Below are 19,520 nucleotides of genomic sequence, written 5' to 3' on the forward strand. Positions count from 1 at the left end.
CGCTGCCCCTGCTCGGCCCCTTTACGCGGCCTTGAGAAAGGGCACCGAGACCGGGATCATCGGCTGGTAGGTGGAGACGTAGAGCACCTCGGGGTCCTCGCTCTCGTCATGCCCGGGAGCCCGGACGATGGCGAGCTGGAAGCCGCGCACATCGGTGACGTTCGACGCGTCCCTGATCTGCTTCCTGATGAATTCCGCGAGCACCCTGAAGGGCGGCGATCCCGTCGGGTCCTCGCCCTTGGCGATGGACTTCAGCATGCTGCTGCATATGTCGAACACCGCCTTCTCCCTGCGGCGCGAGGAGAACCAGATCGCCTGGATCGGCTTGCGCGTCTGGATCAGGTCGAGCTCGATCCACGGGGAGGTCTCGCGCTTCTCGTCGAGCGTGCGGTAGAGATAGTGAAAGTCGTGTGTCGCGGGATTCGGCGCGAAGAACTTCCAGTTGGGGATGAGCGAGAAAAGGTCCTTCTCCCTGATCCCCTCGAAAGCGGGGTGCGGGTGCTGCGCGGCGAGCGTCGTCACCAGCAGGGCCGCGCCCGCGGCGCGCGTCACGCCACCGGGTCCGGTGAACGCCTCCTTGACGAAGTCGGTGACCTTCACTTCTTCTCACTCGCCTTTCCCTGCTCCGCCGTTCCCTCGATCTGAGCCGTGGAGGCCGCGGGTGCCGCGGGGACCGCCGCGTCGGCCCCTGGCGCGTGCTCGTCGAGGAAGGCCGCGATCAGATCGGCCGCCGTACGGGCGTGGCGCGCGTCGGTCAGGATCGTGTCGTGCCCCGCGCGTTCGACGACCTTGACCTCGCCGTACCGGTCGGCCGCCTGGTGGGAGCGCGCGATCTCGTGGTACATCAGCAGCTGGTCGGGGTCGATGTCCACGGTCACCTGCGCCGCGACGACGAGCCCGGGCGCCCGCACCGGCGCGAGATCCGCGTCGAACCCCGCGAACTCCTCGTGCACCGCCTCCCATTCGCGCGAGGCCGCGGCCCACAGGCGGGAGTCGCTGTAGAGGGCGAACGCCTTCTTCCGGTAGGCGTGCGGCAGGTCGTCCACCCAGCGGGGGCGCGACATCAGCGGGCCGAAGCCCAGCCTCGTCCAGCGCGCCAGGTCGGTGAGGGAGTCGGTGAACAGCTCGCTGCCCTTGCGCTGCCTGCTGGAACGCACCAGCTCGCCGGGGTGTGTGGGGTCGAGGTAGACCATCCCCGCCACCTGGTCGCCCAGCTGCTCCACGGCGCGGCGGTTGAGCTCGGCGCCGAGCGAGTGCCCGACGAGCACCACCTTGCGCCCCTCGGGCACGATGTCGCGGACCAGGTCGACGAGGTCGTCCACGGACTCCTGGATGCCATAGGGCGAGGTCCGCACGCGGCGGCTGGCGGCGTAGCCCGCGCGGGAGTAGGTCACCACGGGGTGCCCGAGGTCGAACGCGAGACGCTCGACCATCCACGCGTAGTGCTCGGCGGTGGAGGCCAGCCCGTGGTTGAGGACGAGAAGCGGGCGCCCCGCGCCGTCCCTGCCGCCGGTGTCGTAGGTGAGCACGTTGCCGTTGCGCGTGGTGACGGTGCGGGTCGCGGGCCAGCCAGCCACCGCGCGGGCGCGCCGCTGCGAGGTCAGCACGCCCACCGCCGCGGTGCCACCGGCCAGCATCAGCAGCGCCGTCTTGACCAGCCGGTCGTCGCGGTCGGCGACCGCGGGGTACGTCTTGGGCACGGTGGTGTAGGCGACCATGGGGTGCATCGCGGGGAAGGCGGTCATGAAACGGCCAAGGCCCATGACGAACGCGTTGGCGACGTGGAAGCTGCCCGCCGCGCCGATCAGCGGCCTGGTCAGCCGCCCGCCCGCCAGGTAGACCACGGGGAAGAGGCACTCCATCGCCAGCACGGCGTGCTGCGTCACCTGGGTCGTGCGCGGGTAGCGCTGGGTCAGCCGGTAGGCGCGCTCCCAGCCGTAGGTGCGGGTGCGCATGACGCCGGGCAGGGCCGAGCCGTCGCGCCACTTGGTGCCCGCGAGCTTGGCCCAACCCGACGCGGCATACGACATGTTGGCCTGGATCGCCAGGTACCACATGAGGGCGTCCTTGACCTGCGTGCTGTCGGTCAGCCTGGCAAGCCCCGTGACCGCCTGCACCTGGGTGGCGACCTGGTCCGAGCCGTCGGTGCCGTAGCGGTGGCGGGCCTGGAGCAGGGTCGTGGTGGCGCCGAGGTAGAGGTTGCCGAGGCCGCGCCACTTGCTGTCGCCCGGCAGGAGCATGCCGAGGCTGCACGCGACGCGCGTCGCGTGCAGGGCGAGCGTGGTCCTGCGGCCGCTGACGGCGTTGGTGAGCTTCTGGATCGCCGGGATCTTGCTCTCCGGCGTCTGTTTCATGATCTCCCAGTCGTTCAGTCCACCGGGAGCGAGATTCCTGTGCTGGTGAAGGTATTCCAGGGAAGAAGAAAGACTGGAGAGAGCGGCAAGACGTTCCGATATGCCTATCGCTCGATTCCGGGATATCGGAATCGGAGAGAACACAGAAGAGGCGATCTTCTTGACCAGCTTCATACGACGGTTCCTCCGCGTCGAACCGGCTGAAGGTAGGGTAGGGGGGCTGCCGGGCCGCGATTGCGCCGCGGCCCGACAGCTCTCTCGCAGCTCCCGGAGCGGGCCCGGGAGGTTTGATCAGAAGCCGGTGGCACGGCTTCTCAAGAGGTGGCGCTCACTCAGTCGTTGATCCCGGCCTCGTACGCCTGCACGCCGAGCCAGGCGACACCGGCGCCGCCGGCGAAGCCCACGCCGAAGGCGACGAGGCCCGGCGTAGCCTGAACCGGCATCACGGCGCCGAACTCACCGGTGGTCTGGTCCGACAGCTCCTCGGGAGCCACGGCGACCACACTCTCGATGATCTTGCTCATGTGGTTTCTCCTTCTGTTGTCGCGCCCGCCCGCCGCCGACGCCCCACGCGGGACGCGCGGGTGCCTGCGCCGTGCGGGAGCGGCGGGGAATCAGTGAAGTGACGGTGTGCGGCTGAAGGTGACGCTCGATCAGCCGAAGACGGCGCCGCAGACGTAGGCGCCCACCACGGAGGCGGCACCGGCGACGGCACCGCCGACGTACCAGCAGGTGGCGACGCCGGCCGCCGGAGTGGCCAGAACGGGCGACTTGACGTCGTCCTGGTAGCCCTGCTCCATCGGACCGAGCTGCTGCTCGTTCATGAACGAGGCGATCTTCTGCTCCATGGGAGCTCCCCTTCTGTCTTTTTCTTACCCGGTGTTGCACGCCGGATCGAAGAGCGGTCCGGCCATGCCTGGCGGGGCCCGCCAGGCAAGCCTCGGAAGGAATTTCCTTTACCGCGCGGCGCCCGGAGAAAAGCCGTCGCGCGGCGGTGGAAATGCCCTGCGGCCTCGGGAGCGCTACGCGCGTCACACGAAGACCCAAGGATGGTGCGGCAGTTCAGCTCACTGGGATGCACGCGGCATCCGCCCCCGTCATGGACCGGAGCCCCACCCGGCCAGCCGGGCGAAATCTACACATCGTAAAGATTCCGCAAAGAGACTCCCCCACTCGGAGACGACCATGTGCCTTGCGATCACTTCTTCTCGCTCCGGGGAAGAGTCTGGGACACAGGTCGCACCCTTTTCCACCCCCCCTCGATCAATGTGATCTATGTCACTCGACAAGATCGAATGTTTAGTACAACCCTCCAAAGCCCAAGCGTGACCGCTGAGTTAATCGGACATGAAAGCGCATCACTTTGCGCGGCGGATTTCCCCGGTTGCCCGAGTTGCCCGGCATGCCGGGCTCTGCGGGCGGGCGGCGCGCGGCAGTTGACCGGCGAACGGTTTGCGGGCGGATTCGCGCGATTTTCTCTGCAAATTGCCCGCGTAAGCGCCCGGATCGGGATCTTCCAGCCGATCCCTCAACGGAACCGGGCGAACAGGCCCCCTCGGGCGGCGGCGGCACGCCGTGTGACGGCGCTTCACACCCCGTTCACCGCAGGCCCGTTGGGTGATCACACCCCGTCACTGTCCGGAGGGGAAGGTGTCCTCCTCGCCCCTGCCGTGCTCGTAACGGTGCAGCGGGTCAAGGGCGCGTGTGCGGTCCAGATACAGGAAGGCGTCGTAGCGGTCGCCGAGCACGGTGGGCACATAGTTCCCGAAGCGCTCGGTGTCCGGGCGGTAGACGACGCCGATCGCCCGGTGGCCGAGGGGCGCGCGGCGCCACGAGGCCGCGCCGTTGCCGTTCCACGCGAAGAGCGCGGAGCGGCCGCCCAGCGCCTCGTGCAGCAGGCGTTCGACCGTTCCGGACCTGGCCGGGGGCATGGACATCGCCCGGGGCGGCAGGCCCCAGTCGTCGGCGGCCACCACCGTGCCCTCGTAGGTGCCGAGGCCGACGAGCACCACGCCGTCGGCCGCGTGCCGCTCGCGCAGCAGCTGCCCGACGTTCACCATCCCCGCGTCGGCCATGTCGGTCGCGCGGGCGTCGCCGATGTGGGTGTTGTGCTCCCAGATCACCGCACGCGCCCCTGGGCCCTGGCGGTCCATCAGCCGGTCGAGGGTGTCGGCCATGTGCGCGTCGCGCACGTTCCACGACTCGGGCCCGCCGCCCACCATCGCCCGGTAGTAACGCTCCGCACCGGCCACCGTCTCGGCGTTCTGCCACGCCGCGAACTCCGTCGGCGACCCGCCCGTGGCCGCCGCGCGCTCGCTTTCGGCGTGGGCGCGCGCCCCGGCGAGCAGGGCGACGACCTCCTCCCTGCACCCCTCGGGCACCAGGCTGGTGGAGAGCGCGTAGCTCTGCGGGTCCTGGGCGTAGGGCTCGAAGCAGCGATACGCGACCAGCGCGCGCTCCACGTGCTCGGGGTCGTGGGCGCGCACATGGTCGAGCACCGCGTGCAGCGACTCCCACAGGCTGTAGACGTCGAGCCCGTGGAAGCCGACGCGCCGCTCCTGGGGCAGGGCGAGGTTGTGCGCGCGCAGCCACCGGGCGAAGCGCACGACCTCCGTGTTGGCCCACATCCACCGGGGCCAGCGTTCGAACGCGTCGAGCACCGCCGCGGGGTCATCGGGCGCGCCCGGTGCCCCGGTGACGCTCTGGTGCAGCACGTGGCAGTCGGGCCAGTCGCCCTCGACGGCGACGAACGAGAAGCCCTTCTCCTCGATCAGCCGCCGCGTGAGGTCGGCGCGCCACCGGTAGAAGTCGGCGGTGCCGTGCGACGCCTCGCCGATCGCGACATACCGCGCGTCGCCGATCCGCTCAAGCAGGGGGTCGAGGGAGCGCGGCCCCGCCAGGGGGAACGCCTCGTCCCGCGCCGCCGCCGCCATGCCATCGGGGGATCCGTCCATGCCGCGTGCCATCGCCCATGCCTCCTCGGTCACCGCGGTCGCCGCCGTGGCCCCGGGTATCCCGGCGCGCCGCGTGCGTAACCCGTTTCACCGGCGCGCACCTGGGCACCCGCGCCTCTCCGGCACCAGAGGGCCCGGTGCCCACCGCGCCGGAACGGAAGGAGCCGGGACGGAAGGAGCCGGGACGGAAGGAGCCGGGACGGAAGGAGAGCGACATGGCCGACATCGCGGAGCGGGACCTCGACGACCTCTGGAACGAGTTCCAGGCCGTGGTGAACATGACCTCGCGCGAGCTGAACGACTGGCTGATGACCCTGTCCGCGGGGGAGGACTCCGAGGAGCTTCCCGACCAGGCGGGGACGCGCACGGGCCGCGGGGTGCTCGAGATCCTGGGCAAGCGCCGCAGGGACCTCACCGACGACGACATCGACGTCATGCGCGAGGTCGTCGGCATCGTCACCGCGGAGCGCGGCACGGACGACCTGGACCCGAGCCCTGGCCCCGCCGACTGGCGTCATCGCCTGATGACCGTGGGCCACGACCCGCTCAAGCCCCTGACCTCGGACGACGGGTACTCGCGCGTCGACCAGCGGTGAGGCGTTCCCGCGGGGGCCGCGGAAGCGGCGGACGCTGGCACAACTGTCGGGCGGATGCCCGCCTTTTCCCGACGACTGTCTGATGCCCTTCGGTGACCGCCCGTGACAGCATGCTGATCAACCCCAGGACTCCCGCCACTGCCCCCAGGCGGGGGAACCACCCCCGGGCGGGCGAGCCGCACACCTGGCCCGCCCGGGGCGCGATCCTCCGCGAGTAGCGTGAGGCTCCGCGAGTAGCTTCGACGTCACCCGACCGCCGCGCCTGCGACCCCACCGTCCGGAGAGCGCCCGCCGCCCGAGGCGGACGCGCGCCTCAACGACCGCGAGCAACCCCGCCGTTCGGCGAACGCCTGCAGCCCGGGGCGACGGCCCTCAACGACCCCGAGCGGCCACACCCTTCGCCCGGCCGCAGGCCAACGACCGTGAACCGTCCCACCGTTCGGCGAACACCCGCCGCACACCTCGCGGGGGGGCGGCCCTCAACGACCCACAACAGCCACGGCGTTCGCCGACGCGCACACGTCCCCCCACCATCGCGGCGAGGCCAGCGCAGCGTACTCGCAGCGGCCTACCCTCGGGTGAGCACCAGTACCGCGTTCTGGCCGCCGAAGCCGAACGCGTTCGAGATCGCCGCGTCCAGCCGGGCCGGGCGTGGGCGGTGGCCCGTGACGATGTCGAGGGCGCACGCCGGGTCCTGGGCGCGGAGGTTGGCGGTGGGCGGGATCTCCTGGTGCTCGAGGGCGAGCACCGTGAGCGCCGCGCCGATCGCGCCCGCCGCGCCGAGGCAGTGGCCGAGCGCGCCCTTGGGCGCGGTGACCGGTGGCGGCGCGCCGTCGAACGCCCGCAGCAGCGCCAGCGCCTCGGCCGCGTCCCCGGCGGGGGTCGACGTGCCGTGCGCGGTGATCTGGCCGATGTCGCGCGGGGCGCATCCCGCGTCGGACAGGGCGGCGCGCAGGGCGCGTTCCGCGCCCGCGCCTTCGGGGTCGGGCGCCACCGGGTGGTGCGCGTCGCTTGTGGCCGCGTAGCCGAGCAGGAGCGCGCGCGCCTGCGCGCCCCGGCGCAGGGCGTGGTCCTGGCGCTCAAGCACGAGCGCCGCGGCGCCCTCGGCGAGCACGAAGCCGTCGCGTTCGACGTCGAAAGGACGGGCCGCGGCCTCGGGTTCCGCGGTGCGGCGGGACAGGGCGCCCATCCGGGCGAAGCACGTGGCCGTCATGCGCGCCCGCCCCGACTCGCTGCCGCCCGCCACCGCGATGTCGCACGCCCCGGCCAGCAGCAGGTCGCGGGCCACGCCGATCGCCGTCGCCCCCGACGCGCACGCGCTGGCGACCGTGAACCCGGGGCCGCGCGCGTTGAGGTCGATCGCCACGGTCCCCGCGACCATGTTGGGGACGCTGCGCGGCAGCGCCATCGGCGAGACCGCGGCCGGGCGCCCCGCGGCGAGCTTGGCGAACTCCTCGGCGTAGGTCTCCAGGCTGTTGCTGCCGACGCCCAGGATCACCGCGACCCGGTCACCCGGCCACGTGGCCGGGTCGAGCTTGGCGTCGGCCACCGCGCCCCTGGCGGCCGCGAGGGCCAGATGGGCGAAGCGGTCGAGGCGCCTCGCGGTCACCCGGCCGTGCGCGGCGACGGCGTCGAACCCCTCGATCCGGCACGAGATGTCCACCGGCAGCCCGGCGAGCACGGGATCCCTGCGCGCCAGGCCCCTGCCGCGGCACAGCCCCGCCCAGGTCTCCTCGGGAGTGTTCCCCGCCGGGGTGAGCATGCCGATGCCGGTCACGGCGACCGGGTGTGCGGAGGGCGGCACAGGGGCTCCTTCCGTGGCGCCGACAGCCGTCTCAGGCGTCGTCACCCCTGGTGGTGGTGGGCTCACGTAGCGTAAGAGCGGGCTCGGGGGGCGGCCACCGGAGACACGGCTTTGGGGCGGGCGGGGAATGGGAGCCGCGCCGGGCCCGTTCCCGCAGGATCGACAGCACCGCGCCGACAGCGACACACGAGGAGACGCCCTATGGCAGACGCCCAGGTCCATGACAGCCCGACCGAGTGGGTCAAGGAGCACATCCGCGTCTACGTGGAGTCAGGCGGCCGCGAGGGCCATCTGTGGAACGGGACCCCCACGCTGCTGCTCACCACCAAGGGCCGCAGGTCGGGGCTGCTGCGCCGGACGGCGCTCATCTACGGCCGCGACGGTGACGCGTTCGTGGTCGTCGCCTCGCAGGGCGGCAAGCCCGCCCACCCCTCCTGGTATCTGAACCTGGAGGCGGAGCCTCGGGTCGAGGTGCAGGTGGGCACCGAGGCGTTCACGGCGACCGCCCGCACGGCGACGGCGGATGAGCGCTCCCGTCTGTGGCCGCTGATGGCGGACATCTGGCCCGACTACGACGCCTACCAGAAGAAGACCACCCGCGAGATCCCGGTCGTCGTCCTCGAACGCGCCTGAGCGCCGCCCCCTGGAACGCCCCTGGAACGCCCCTGAAACGCCCCGAGAACGCCCCGGGAACAAGGAGAACGGCGCGGACCGCCCGTCCGCGCCGTCAGCCTTGTCGTCCGCTCCTTGTCTACTTCTTGTCTACTTCTCCCGCGCCTTTGCCTCCTTGGCTGGCTCCTTGGCTGGCTCCTTGGCCCCCGTCGCGGGCCTCCGTCGCGGTGATCCTGGCGAGCGGCCCGTTGTCGGCCCAGCAGGGCGCGTCCCAGCGGAGGACTCCGGTGCCGCCCGCGCCCGCGTCGCAGTAGGAGGCCGCCGCGACCGGGTCGAGGAACGCCGCGTCCGTCTCGATGTCGATGCCCGCGTAGGGCGAGCCAGGGAACGTCTGGGCGCCGACGTTCAGCGCGTCGTACGGGCAGCCCTGGGGGGTGGCGAAGCAGGCGGTGCCGGTGCCGATGGGCTCGGCGCCATAGCCGCTGGTGTCGAACGCCACCGTCCAGATGACCTCGTCGGGCAGGAGCAGGGTGCCGCCGAAGTCGAAGACGACGGGGTGGGCGATGCCGTCGTTGCACGTCCCGGTCGCCGCGTCGTACCAGCGGCCCGCGTCAACTCCTGTGCACTTGACGGGGTTGGCGGAGGGGCGGTACGGGATGGTGGCGATGTCGGTCTGGCTGGCGAGCAGGGTGCCGGGCACGGGGGTGGGCCCGGAGTTGTCGACTTCGTAGACGTTGATCGTGACCGGGTGGTCGAAGGTCACATCGGGCGAGGAGAAGCAGTCGTTGGTGTTCCAGCGGCCCGCCTCGCAGGCCCAGCTGGAGAGCACGACCTCAAGGGACTTCAGCTTGCGGTGCCCGCCGGGCCCGAAGCCCACCTCGTCACCGAACTCGCTGGTGCCGGTCGCCTGGTAGCCGAGCGACGCGACATGCGGGGGAAGCTCCGCGGGGATCGAGTCGTAGATCACCTCGGTCCTGGGCGCGGGCTGGGGCAGGTCGCCCGAGGGGACGGAGTGGATCACCTGGTCCCCGCCGGGTTGCGCGAGCGCGGTGCCCGCTCCCGGGGAGAAGGCGGCCGAGGCCGCGGCGATCAGGACGGCGGCTCGGCCGAGAAGACGTCTCGACCCACCGTTCCCTGCGGTGTTCCCACGCGTGCGCACACTTGCTCCCGTCGGGCGATCCTTCCGGACATGATCAGAACGGATGCTAAATCGCCACAGAAGCCATCAGAGGCACCCACACCCCCCTGACCACCCGAACGGCACAATCGGGTCCGTTCAACGATTCCCCGGGGCGGGGCCGACGCCGCGCCCCGGCGTTCAGGCGCCGTGGTCGTGCCCGTGCCCGTCCGTGGTCACCGTGAACTCCGCGGTGCGGACGACTCCTTCGTGCTGGAAGTCGAGAAAGAGGCGGTAGGTCCCGGCACTTGGCGCCCGCGTGTGGAACGTGATGTCCGGGCCGCCCGCCAACTCGCCCGGGTGGACGTGGAGATACGCGAGGTCACCCGAGCGCAGCACGACCAGGTGGCCATCGGCGCCGAGGTAGGGCTCGAGGTCGGTGACCGGCTGCCCGTCCCTGCTGATGGTCAGGGTCAGCTCGCTCTCCTCGCCCTCGTTCAACGCGCCGTCCAGGGTGACGGTGTATCCGTCGACGGTCGCGGTGCGCGCGGGCTCGGGCAGCGGCTCGGGGGCGTACTCCCCCGCGACGGCCACGTCGGCGCCCAGCGTCAGCCCGCCGTCCGCGTCGCCCGCGGGCACGAAGTCGGCGAAGACCCGGTAGGTGCCCCCGGCCTCGAACGTCAGCGGAACGCTCCAGGTGCCGTCGTCGCCGAGCGTCGGGTGGACATGCTGGAATCCCGAGAGGTCGCGGCGGACCACGATCAGGTGCATGTCCTTCTCATGGCTCGTGTCGTACGCCGTCAGCGGCTCGCCTTCGGGGCCGAGGACGCGGAAGCGGAAGTCGGTCTCCTCGCCCGCGGGCAGCGCCTCGGTGGGCGGGGCCAGGGTGTAGCCGCGCTCGGAGACCTGGAGCCCGCCGGGGCCGTCGGCCACGGCCTGCTCGCCATGGCCGCCCCCGTGCCCGTCGTCGTGGCCCTCGTCGCCGCCCTCGTCGCCGCCCTCGTCATGGCCCTCGTCGGCCTCGGGCGCGTGGTCCGCGGCGTGGACGGCGGGCTCGGGCTCGCCCTCGGTCACCGGGTCGACGACGCGCCCGAGGCCGAACGCCGCGCCGAAGGCAAGCGCGATCCCGGCCCCGAAGGCACCCACTCTGGTCGCGGTGTTCATGGCTGCCTCTCCCTCGTTCCATGGTCCATTCCGGGCGTTCTCCCAGCACCCAATACCCCCCGAGGGTATAAGTCAAGTCGAAACGCATACCCCGGTCGGGTATAGGCGTGGAGGGCGTCCGGGTCCCGTTAAGGCGGCGCATTGGGTAGCTTGGTGCGCCCATGCCCTGGGAGGGGGGACGGGCACATTGGCGGAGCGGCGGCTGACACGGCAGGAGCTGATCCGGCGCCGGAGGCGCGGCGGATTCGTGGGGCGCCAGGGAGAGTTGGACGCGTTCCGGATCAATCTCGCGCGCGATCCCTCGGACCCCGGCTTCCAGTTCCTGTACCGCGTCAGGGGCAACGGCGGCGTCGGCAAGACCTGGCTGGTGCGGCAGCGGGAGCACATGGCCCGCGAACGCGGCGCCCTCACCGCCCTTGTGGCCGACGAGACGCGGGGCCCGATCGAGGCCATGGCGGCGATCAGCGACCAACTCAGGCGTGCGGGAAGCCCATTGAGGGCGTTCGACAAACGGCTCGCCGAGTACAGGCAGCGGCTTCACGAGGCGGAACGCGGCCAGCCCGCCGAGCCACCGCCCGGCGACCCCGGCGCCGCGCCCTCACCGTCCGCGGGCAGCGTGGCCGCGGCCCAGGCAGCCCTGGTCGGCCTCGGCGCGCTCCCCGGGATCGGCGCGCTGGCCGGGGCGCTCGACCCCACGAGCGTGGCGCTTGGCACCGACCGGATGCGCTCCGCGCTCGCCGGGCGGCTGCGCGGGCACGACGACGTGCGGCTCGTGCTCGACCCGCTCGCCGCGCTGCCCCCCCGTCTTCCTGGCCGACTCGCGGCCGTCGCCCGCGAACACGGCCTGCTCGTCCTCGTCTTCGACGTCTACGAGCGCGTCGGCCCGACGCTCGACGCGTGGCTGCGCACGGTCGTCTGCGAGGAGACCCTGGGCACCCTCGAGCCCAATGTCGCGGTGGTCATCTCCGGGCAGGGCAGGCCCGACAGCGGCCACTGGCGCGACTGGGCGGACCTGGCGACCGAGGTCCCGCTCGACGTCTTCACCGACGAGGAGGCCCGCGCGCTGCTCACCGCGCGCGGCGTGACCGACGAGCCCACGGTGGAGCTGATCCCGCGGCTCTCCGGGCGCCTGCCCGTGCTGCTCGACATGCTCGCCCAGCCCCGCCCCTCGTCGCCCGGCGAGGTCGCCGACCCGACCGAGACGGCCGTGGGGCGTTTCCTCACGTGGGTCACCGACCCCGACCGCCGCGCGGCGGCCCTCGACTGCGCGCTGCCGCTCCAGCTCGACGAGGATGTCTACCGCGCCGTGGCCAGCGCCGCGCCGCCCGCGCGGCACCCCCGCCGCCATGAGCTCCTCGTCCAGGCCGAACGCCGTCTCCGGCGTGCCGCCCCCGCCCTGCCCGAGGCCCGCGTCGAGGCGGCCTCGCGAGAGCCGGTCCAGCGTGGCCAGGCGTCTGGCCAGCACGATCGGCGGCTGGAAGATCGCGTTGACGACCGCCGTGAGGAGCCGCACGCGCAACGTGTGCGCCGCCGCCCACGTCAGCACCTCAAGCGGCTCCCACACGTGCGAGCCGGGCGGCCCCGGCCCGATCGCCCGGCCGGAACGCGCGGGCAGCGACAGCCGCTCGGTCACCGACACACTGTGGAACCCTGCCTCTTCAACGGCCGCCGCGACCGTCACCCCCCCTCGGGACCCGCGTCGGGCCCGAAGGTGGGAAGCTCGAAGCCGATGCGTGGAACGCTCATGCCCATGGGGACCGGGCGCGCGCCCTCAACTCATCGGTCCCCCGGCACCCCGGCGAGGAAGTCGAGCACCAGCGGCGTCGCCACATCCGCGAACTCCTCGAAGTACGCGTGCCGCGCCCCGGGGATCAACTCAAGGCGCGCGCCCGGGATTCGACCGGCGAGCAGCGGCGCGTTGGCCGTCGGGTTGAGCAGGTCGTCCGTGCCGTGCACGACGAGCGTCGGCGCGGCGATCGACGGCAGGACGTCCCACGCGTCGTGCCGGTTGCTCGCGGCCAGGTGGCGGCGGCGGGCGAACGGTGGCATCCCCGGGTCACCGACCGTGGTGAAGGGGCCCCGGTGCGACGCCAGCCACTCCGGCGTGTACATGAGTGAGAGAAGCGCGTTCAACGCCGCCCGCGGGTCCGCCGCGCCGAGCGACGCCCCGACGTCGTCACCGCGCTTCACCGCGTGGCGGCCACCCGGCGACGTGCAGCCGAGCACGAGGCCGCGCACCCGCTCCCGATGCCGCGCGGCCAGCCACTGCGCGATGCGCCCGCCCATCGACGTGCCGTAGACATGGGCCCGTTCAACGCCGACGGCATCGAGCACCGCGAGCGCGTCATCGGCCATCTCCTCGGTGCGGTAGAGCCGATCGGGCTTGTCGCTCGCCCCGGTCCCCCGGTGGTCCATGGTGATGGTGCGGTGCGCGCCCTCGAACCCGGCCCGCACCGGATCCCACCACCTGTGGCTGTTGGACTGCCCGCTCAGCAGCAGCAACGGCGGTCCCTCGCCCGCCACTTGATACGCGATACGGGTCCCGTCCGGCGCGATGGCGAACGCGGAGGGGCGGGCGTCGAAGAGCTGAGGCACACCTCGACCCTGCCACACCGCCGAGCGGCCACCGAAACGACCGGGTGGTCAACGTGCCGAGCGCCCGCCGACACGAGCCCCGCCGGACGCGGTGCGTTGGCTCTTGCCTTCGGCCGGAGTCCCGCTCTTTTGAGGTGCCGTGGGGGCGGCTGCCGAGGGCTGCTGCTGCGGGGCGCCCTGTGAGGCGGCTGCCGAGGGTCCGGTGGTTTGTGCCGTCGGCCGGAACCCCCTCCCCCGTAGGTGCCGATCTTTGACCCGCACCGCCCCACACCCGGCACTCGGCCGACGGCGAACGGGAGGACGTCAAGACCGTAGCCCCCCGCCAAGCCGCCCGCAGAGCAGCAACAACCCCCTACGCCCGCCCGAACATTCGCGCGCCCGGCACCGAATCCCCCACCCCCGTGAAGTAGTCCGTGAACGCCCGGACGAACTCCTCCTCCGTGATCCGCCCATCGCCGTCCACATCCAACTCGCGGAAGCCATCGTTGAGTTCGGCCGGGTCCACCCGCGTTCCGCCGAAGAGGGCGCGGTATTCGTCCGCGCACAGGTGGCCGCCGCCGTCCGCGTCCGCCGCGCGGAACATCGCGCGCACGGCCACGTGCAGCCCCTTGGTGAGATATTCGGGGTCGCGGCCGACCCCGGCCAGCGTGGCGGCCACGAACTCCGCGCGGGTGACGCGCCCGTCGCCGTCGGCGTCCATCGTGGCGCTCATCTGCCGCCACCACGTGTCGAACGCCGCATGGACTTCGCCCTCGCGCTCGGCGCTCAACTCCAGTGGCCAGCACACGTTATGGGCCATCGCCCGCAGGTCGGCGACGCCGATGCGCCCGTCGCCCGTCTGGTCGAGGACCTGCCGGAAGAACGCGTCGAGCCGCGCGGGGCGCGTGTCGCGCGCGCGGGCGCGGGCGTGGGCGCGGCGGTGACGGGGCGCGCGGGCGGCGGCGGGGCCGTCGGCGCCCGGGGGAACGCGGTAACGCCACCGGTCAGGCAGCCGCGTCATCACGTGCCGCGCGCCCCGGTGAACCGCCCACGACAGCGCGGCGGCGCGGCGGCCACGCCTGATCCCAAAGCGTTCGCGGAAGGCGGGCGGCAGATCCGCGACGGTCAGCGTGGCCACCGTCGACGCGGTGAGCGCGCGCAGCACCGGCCACGCGGGCCCGAGGCGCCCGAGCCGACCGGGGCGCGGCGCCTCGCGCAGGATGCCGTACAGCAGGTGGCGGACCTCGGGCCCGTCCTCGAGGCGTTCGCGGATGGTGCGCTCGACATACCCGGGGACATCGCCCGCGGTCGGCGGCCACAGCTCGTCGGGCAGCCCGAACTCGGCGACCGTGGCCCGGAACTCCCGGTAGAGCGCGTCGAGTTCGGCGGGGGTGAACGGCCTGCCCGACAGCTGGCGCAGCGCGGTCAACGCCTCGTACAGCGTCACGAGCACCCACACCCGCACCTCGGGCTCCTCCGCCGAGTAGGCGCGGCCCGAGGCGTCGGTGCCGTGGATGCGCCGGTGCGCGCGGTCGAGGCGCGCGACCTCGCGCCGCAACGAGTCCAGGTCCGCGAAGAAGAGCCGCCGCCCGCTGTCCATCGTGTGCTGGACGCGGCGCCACGGGTGGGCGCGATAGGTGGACCAGTCGCTCATGCCCGCGGCGACGGCGGGGTGCGCGACCTGGAGCACGAGCAGCCGCCAGGCGACCAGCGCGATGCGCCGCTCGCCAAGGGTGCGCCGCAGCAATGAATCGGGATAGGTCATCAACGCCTCCCATGGTGTGGCCGCGGCCAAGAGAAGGATTCGCGGCGCGCAGCCACACCCAACCGCGCCACCGAAGGGCGGGGCGCGCGTTCGCCGCCAAACCACTCGTTCGAGCGAACGGCCTTGTGAGGCCCGGGCGTTGGGCCTGGAACGCGCCACGCCCCGAGGTTGGGAATCCCCGGGAGCGGGATAACGCCCCATGCGGGCCGCGCCGTTCCGGGGAGCACCGCCACCGACCGAGAGGACTTCCCCTGTGAAGGGGCCGGGTCGAGGCCGGGGCGGACGCCGCCGTCCTCCTCGCACGCGCGCAGCAGGGTGCCCACGGCGGCGGTGAGTTGGGCGTAGGTCTCGTTCACCGCGTCGCGGGCGGCCGCGGCGGTGAACGCCTCGCCGAGGCCGCGCTTGAGGCGGACGTAGGTGGCGAGCGTCAGGAACCACGCGCGGAACGCGTCGAGCGGGGCGCGCGTCGCCAGCAGGTCGGGGGCCCCTACTCCGGGGCGCCGACCGCCAGGGCGCCACGCCCAGCTCGACGTTACCGCTCCGTAACTTACCGGCGGGTTACCCCCGCGTCGCCCCGGTGCTTCACTGCCATCAACCTGGCAACGGCGCGAGGAAGGTCCCCCCATGTCGCCCTCATCCGGCCCGCGTTCGACGTTCACCCGCCTCCTGGCCACCGCCGTGGGGCTCGGCACGGCCCTGGCGCTCCTCCCCGCGTCCGCGACCGCGGCCCCGTCCGCCGTCCCGTCCGCGGCCCCGACCGCCGTCCCGTCCGCCGTCCCGGAGTTCTACGATCCCCCCGCCCAACTGCCCGACGCCGACGGCGCGTTGATCCGCACCGAGCCGCTGGCGCTCGGCGTGCGCCTGCCGGGGCCCGGGGGCCCGCTGCCCGGCACGGCCACCCGGCTCATGTACCGGTCGACCGACGCGGGCGGGCAGCCGATCGCGGTGACCGGCGCCTACATCGAGCCCGCCGCGGACTGGGCGCACGGCGGCCCGCGCCCGCTGGTGGCCCTCGCGCCCGGCACCATGGGGCAGGGCGACCAGTGCGCGGCGTCGCTCGCCCTCGAGACCCCGCTCGGCATCGACCTGGGTGGCGGCTCCCTCTCCGTCGGCTACGAGAACCTGGCCATCTACCGCTTCCTGGCGCGGGGCGTCGCGGTCGTGGTCACCGACTACGCGGGCCTTGGCACCACGGACCGCGTACACACCTATGTCAACCGCGTGGACGAGGGCCACGCCCTGCTCGACGCCGCCCGCGCGGCCCGCGCGCTCGACGGGACGTCGCTGACGGCCGACTCGCCGGTCGGCCTGTACGGCTACAGCCAGGGCGGCGGCGCCACCGCGGCCGCCGCCGAGCTGGGGGCCGTCCACGCGCCCGAACTCCCCCTGGTGGGCAGCTATGTGGGCGCGCCACCCGCCGATCTGACCGAGGTCATCGAGGGCATCGACGGCAGCGCGCTCGCCGGGGCGATCGGCTGGACGATCAACGGCGCGGCCCACACCGATCCAGGGCTCGGCGCCGTCATCGACGAACACCTCAACGACGAGGGGCGGGAGGCGTTGAACGGCACGGCCACGATGTGCGTCGGCGACGCGATCCTGCGCCACGCGTTCGCGGACACGCGGGACTGGACGGCGACCGGGCGGTCCGTCGGCGAGATCGTCGCCGCCGAGCCCGAGGTGCGGGCGTTCCTCGACGAGCAGCGCGTCGGCGAGCGCGTTCCGACGGGCCCGGTGCGGGTGGCGACGGGCGTCAGGGACGACATCGTGCCGCACGCCCAGGCCCGCCAACTCGCCGCGGACTGGTGCGCTTCGGGGGCGGACGTCACCTATGCGCCGATCCACCTGCCTGGCCTCGGCGACGGCACGCTGCTCAACCACCTCGTGCCGCTCATCACCGACCAGGGCGCGGCGATCTCATGGCTGACCGACCGCTTCAACGGCGAGGGCACCCAGGGGAGTTGCCCCTGAGGCCCGCGCGGCGGGCCCACGGGAAGCCGTGGCGGGCCGACGGGGAGCCGTGGCGGGCCCACAGCCGTGCCAGAATCGGCCGCGTGCACGCGCCGCCCGAAGCCCCCTGGCCCGTCCGGGCGTTGGGGAGGCTCAACGCCGCCTATCCGTGGAGCCACAACCACCACTACCACCGCTGGATCATGCGCCAGGTCCCACGGCGGTTCGGGCGCGCGCTCGATGTGGGCTGCGGCAGCGGGGAGTTGGTGCGGCTGCTGGCCACGCGGGCCGCGCTGGCCCGGGGCATCGACGCCGACCCGCGCATCGTGGAACACGCGCGCGAGGCGACCGAGGACCGGGCGAACGTCGAGTACGCCGTCGGTGACGCGCTCGGGGATCCCGCGGCCAAGGGGCCCTGGGATGTGATCACTTCGGTGGCCGTGCTCCACCATCTGCCGCTCACCGAGGCGTTGGAGCACCTGAAGGCCCAACTCGCCCCCGGAGGCACGCTGATCGTGGTCGGCTGCCACGTCCCCGCCACCCCCGTCGACCACCTGCTCGGCGCCGTCGCCGTCCCGCTCAACCCGCTCATCGGCGTGGCGCGCAACCGGGGGCGGCGGCCAGGGCGCGCGCCCGTCGCCATGAGCGCACCGACCGTGCCGCCCACCATGACGTTCCACGAGATCGCCTACGAGGCGCGACGCGTGCTGCCGGGGGCCGGGCCGCGGCGCCGGGTGTTCTGGCGGCACACCCTGGTGTGGCGGCGGCCCGACGGCGGAGCGCCCCGTTAGAAGCCCTCGGGTTCGCGCGGGGTGTACGGCTCGGAGAGGCGGGTCAACTCCTCTTCGTTCAGGGTCAGTTCGACGGAGCCTACGGCCTGGGTGAGCTGTTCGGGCTTGGTGACGCCGACGATCGGGGCGGTCACGGGCGACTGCTGGAGGATCCAGGCCAGGGCGACCTCGGCGCGCGTGACGCCGCGCTCATCCGCGATCGCGCCCACCGCGTCGACGATCGCGCGGTCCGACTCGACGGCCTGGCGGTACATGCGCGATCCGAACGGGTCGCTCTCGCTGCGCGGCGTCGCCGTGTCCCACGGGCGCGCGAGACGCCCCCTGGCCAGCGGGCTCCACGGCAGCACGCCGATGCCCTGGTCCGCGCAGTAGGGCAGCATCTCGCGCTCCTCCTCGCGCATCAGCAGGCTGTAGTGATTCTGCATGGAGACAAAGCGCGTCCAGCCGTGCAGGTCAGCGGTGTGCTGCGCCTGCGCGAACTCCCATGTCCACATGGACGAGGCGCCGATGTAGCGCACCTTCCCCGCGCGCACCACGTCGTGAAGCGCCTCCATCGTCTCCTCGACCGGCACCTCGTGGTCGAGCCGGTGGATCTGGTAAAGGTCGATGTAGTCGGTGCCGAGGCGGCGCAGGCTCGCGTCGACCTGGGTGAGGATCGCGGCGCGCGAGAGGCCGCCGCCCTTGGGGCCTGGGCCCATGCGGCCATACACCTTGGTGGCGATGACCACCTCGTCGCGCGGGGCGAACTCGGCGAGCAGCGCGCCGGTGATCTCCTCGCTGGCGCCGAGCGAGTAGACGTTGGCCGTGTCGAACGTCGTGACGCCCGCCTCGATCGCCGCCCGGATGAACGGGCGTGACGCATCGAGCCCCACCGCCCAGGGGTGCGTGCCGCGGGCCGGGTCGCCGAAGCCCATGCAGCCGAGCACGATGCGCGAGACCTCGAGCCCCGAGGCCCCGAGCCGGGTGTACTTCAACACCGCTCCTCTCGTCCCGCGGCCCGAGGGCCGCGTCAGGGGAGAACGTTAGCCCCGGCCCGTCACGCCCGTGGAGGCGGCCCCGCGGTCCTTGGGTCCTCCCGGGGCCTCATGCCATCACGGTGCCCGCGCCGACCGGCCGCCGCAGCAGCGCTTCGTCCAGCACCACCCGCAGCCACGGCGGGGCGGTCACCCGGGTGACCAGGTGCTGCCGCGCCATCCTCAGGCGCACCCTGCGCCCGGTCTCCTCCTCATCCGCGTCGGGATGAGCCGCCCGAACGGTGACCCGTGCGTACTCCTCCGTCTGGAACAGCCCGGGCACAACGTCACCGCGATAGATCGACATCCGGGAGGCGGCACCCTCCAGACTGCTGAAGACGTCGAACCCCTCCGGAATCGCGTCGCCGAAGCTGTGCCACCAGCCCCGGGCCCTCGTCTCCCTCGCCAGACCCACCAGCGCCTTGGTCGTCTCCTCCGACGCGCCGTAGATCCCGCATATGGTCTGAACGTCATGGCTCCGCGTCGAGGTGAGCCCCGACTCGATCCGCCACATCCTCGCCTCCGACCACTCCAGCTTCCTCGCCGCCAGCTTGAGCGTCAGCCGCGCATCGGTACGCAACTCCCGCAGATGCCGCCCGAGCTGGCGCCTCGGAACGGTCGACCCCGGCATCAATTCCCCCATCAAACTCCTTCCCTCCATCACTGTCGTCGTCGTCTCGTTGAACACCGGACATGGGTGGTGGCCCGGTACCCCGGGCGGGATTGGAGCCCCCGCCCGACGACACAGACGTCTCTCGCCGCGGCCCGTTGCACGTCAACGGGGATGATGTCGCTGTACTACGCGCCGCGCGTACCCACTACGAGG

General features: G+C 72.7%; 17 protein-coding genes. 4 read left to right on the top strand and 13 right to left on the bottom strand.

From position 1 onward, the window contains the following. Positions 1 to 21: 21 nt before the first annotated feature. The 5 genes from DEH69_RS22675 to DEH69_RS22695 form a co-directional block, all read right to left on the bottom strand. Positions 22 to 600, bottom strand: a complete 579-nt coding sequence (locus tag DEH69_RS22675; protein ID WP_113688853.1) for a hypothetical protein — start codon at positions 598 to 600, stop codon at positions 22 to 24. Then, a complete protein-coding gene (locus DEH69_RS22680) occupies positions 597 to 2,354 on the bottom strand; it encodes an alpha/beta fold hydrolase (protein WP_113688854.1) in 1,758 nt (585 codons plus the stop codon). Before DEH69_RS22680 ends, DEH69_RS22675 begins: the two co-directional genes overlap by 4 nt. Before the next feature lie 332 nt (positions 2,355 to 2,686). Further along, positions 2,687 to 2,878, bottom strand: a complete 192-nt coding sequence (locus DEH69_RS22685) for a hypothetical protein (protein ID WP_113688855.1) — start codon at positions 2,876 to 2,878, stop codon at positions 2,687 to 2,689. A gap of 129 nt (positions 2,879 to 3,007) precedes the next feature. Continuing rightward, a complete protein-coding gene (locus DEH69_RS22690; RefSeq protein ID WP_113688856.1) occupies positions 3,008 to 3,202 on the bottom strand; it encodes a hypothetical protein in 195 nt (64 codons plus the stop codon). Between the two features lie 783 nt (positions 3,203 to 3,985). Beyond that, the gene (locus tag DEH69_RS22695; protein ID WP_258534886.1) at positions 3,986 to 5,320 is read right to left on the bottom strand and encodes an erythromycin esterase family protein; all 1,335 of its coding nucleotides are present in this window, start codon (positions 5,318 to 5,320) and stop codon (positions 3,986 to 3,988) included. A 203-nt stretch (positions 5,321 to 5,523) separates the two neighbouring features. Here DEH69_RS22695 and DEH69_RS22700 point away from each other — a divergent pair, with 203 nt between their 5' ends. Beyond that, complete coding sequence (locus DEH69_RS22700) at positions 5,524 to 5,904, top strand: DUF3140 domain-containing protein (protein ID WP_113688857.1); 381 nt, start codon at positions 5,524 to 5,526, stop codon at positions 5,902 to 5,904. A gap of 568 nt (positions 5,905 to 6,472) precedes the next feature. On the opposite strand, the gene DEH69_RS22705 is transcribed toward DEH69_RS22700, so the two are convergent. After that, entirely contained in the window at positions 6,473 to 7,708 is a 1,236-nt protein-coding gene (locus DEH69_RS22705; RefSeq protein WP_258534887.1) for a beta-ketoacyl synthase, read from the bottom strand. Between the two features lie 201 nt (positions 7,709 to 7,909). On the opposite strand from DEH69_RS22705, the gene DEH69_RS22710 reads away from it, so the two are divergent. Then, positions 7,910 to 8,341 carry a nitroreductase family deazaflavin-dependent oxidoreductase gene (locus DEH69_RS22710; RefSeq protein WP_113688872.1) on the top strand — a complete coding sequence of 144 codons (432 nt, stop codon included), beginning with the start codon at positions 7,910 to 7,912 and terminating at the stop codon, positions 8,339 to 8,341. Positions 8,342 to 8,459: 118 nt separating this feature from the next. Here the strand turns inward: DEH69_RS22710 and DEH69_RS22715 are convergent, their stop codons facing one another. The 5 genes from DEH69_RS22715 to DEH69_RS22735 form a co-directional block, all read right to left on the bottom strand. Beyond that, positions 8,460 to 9,479, bottom strand: a complete 1,020-nt coding sequence (locus DEH69_RS22715) for a hypothetical protein (protein WP_113688859.1) — start codon at positions 9,477 to 9,479, stop codon at positions 8,460 to 8,462. A gap of 159 nt (positions 9,480 to 9,638) precedes the next feature. Then, positions 9,639 to 10,601, bottom strand: a complete 963-nt coding sequence (locus DEH69_RS22720) for a hypothetical protein (protein ID WP_113688860.1) — start codon at positions 10,599 to 10,601, stop codon at positions 9,639 to 9,641. A gap of 598 nt (positions 10,602 to 11,199) precedes the next feature. Next, a complete protein-coding gene (locus tag DEH69_RS22725; RefSeq protein ID WP_113688861.1) occupies positions 11,200 to 12,282 on the bottom strand; it encodes an LLM class flavin-dependent oxidoreductase in 1,083 nt (360 codons plus the stop codon). A gap of 95 nt (positions 12,283 to 12,377) precedes the next feature. Next, positions 12,378 to 13,196, bottom strand: coding sequence for an alpha/beta fold hydrolase (locus DEH69_RS22730; RefSeq protein ID WP_113688862.1), 819 nt, complete (start codon positions 13,194 to 13,196; stop codon positions 12,378 to 12,380). Positions 13,197 to 13,548: 352 nt separating this feature from the next. Then, a complete protein-coding gene (locus DEH69_RS22735; RefSeq protein ID WP_113688863.1) occupies positions 13,549 to 14,940 on the bottom strand; it encodes an oxygenase MpaB family protein in 1,392 nt (463 codons plus the stop codon). A 624-nt stretch (positions 14,941 to 15,564) separates the two neighbouring features. Here DEH69_RS22735 and DEH69_RS22740 point away from each other — a divergent pair. Beyond that, positions 15,565 to 16,911: a lipase family protein gene (locus tag DEH69_RS22740; RefSeq protein WP_113688864.1), complete on the top strand. Its 1,347-nt coding sequence runs from the start codon at positions 15,565 to 15,567 to the stop codon at positions 16,909 to 16,911. Positions 16,912 to 16,994: 83 nt separating this feature from the next. Beyond that, positions 16,995 to 17,681 carry a bifunctional 2-polyprenyl-6-hydroxyphenol methylase/3-demethylubiquinol 3-O-methyltransferase UbiG gene (locus tag DEH69_RS22745; protein WP_258534889.1) on the top strand — a complete coding sequence of 229 codons (687 nt, stop codon included), beginning with the start codon at positions 16,995 to 16,997 and terminating at the stop codon, positions 17,679 to 17,681. Here DEH69_RS22745 and DEH69_RS22750 read toward each other — a convergent pair. Together DEH69_RS22750 and DEH69_RS22755 are read right to left on the bottom strand one after the other, a co-directional pair. Beyond that, positions 17,678 to 18,655 carry an aldo/keto reductase gene (locus DEH69_RS22750; RefSeq protein ID WP_113688865.1) on the bottom strand — a complete coding sequence of 326 codons (978 nt, stop codon included), beginning with the start codon at positions 18,653 to 18,655 and terminating at the stop codon, positions 17,678 to 17,680. The two genes, DEH69_RS22745 and DEH69_RS22750, sit on opposite strands and share 4 nt — an antisense overlap. Positions 18,656 to 18,764: 109 nt before the next feature. Continuing rightward, positions 18,765 to 19,337 (bottom strand): Scr1 family TA system antitoxin-like transcriptional regulator, encoded by a 573-nt coding sequence (locus DEH69_RS22755; RefSeq protein WP_113688866.1) that lies wholly within the window; start codon positions 19,335 to 19,337, stop codon positions 18,765 to 18,767. Positions 19,338 to 19,520 lie beyond the last annotated feature (183 nt).

Origin of the sequence: Streptomyces sp. PT12, assembly GCF_003311645.1 — a bacterium.
Taxonomy (GTDB): domain Bacteria; phylum Actinomycetota; class Actinomycetes; order Streptomycetales; family Streptomycetaceae; genus Streptomyces.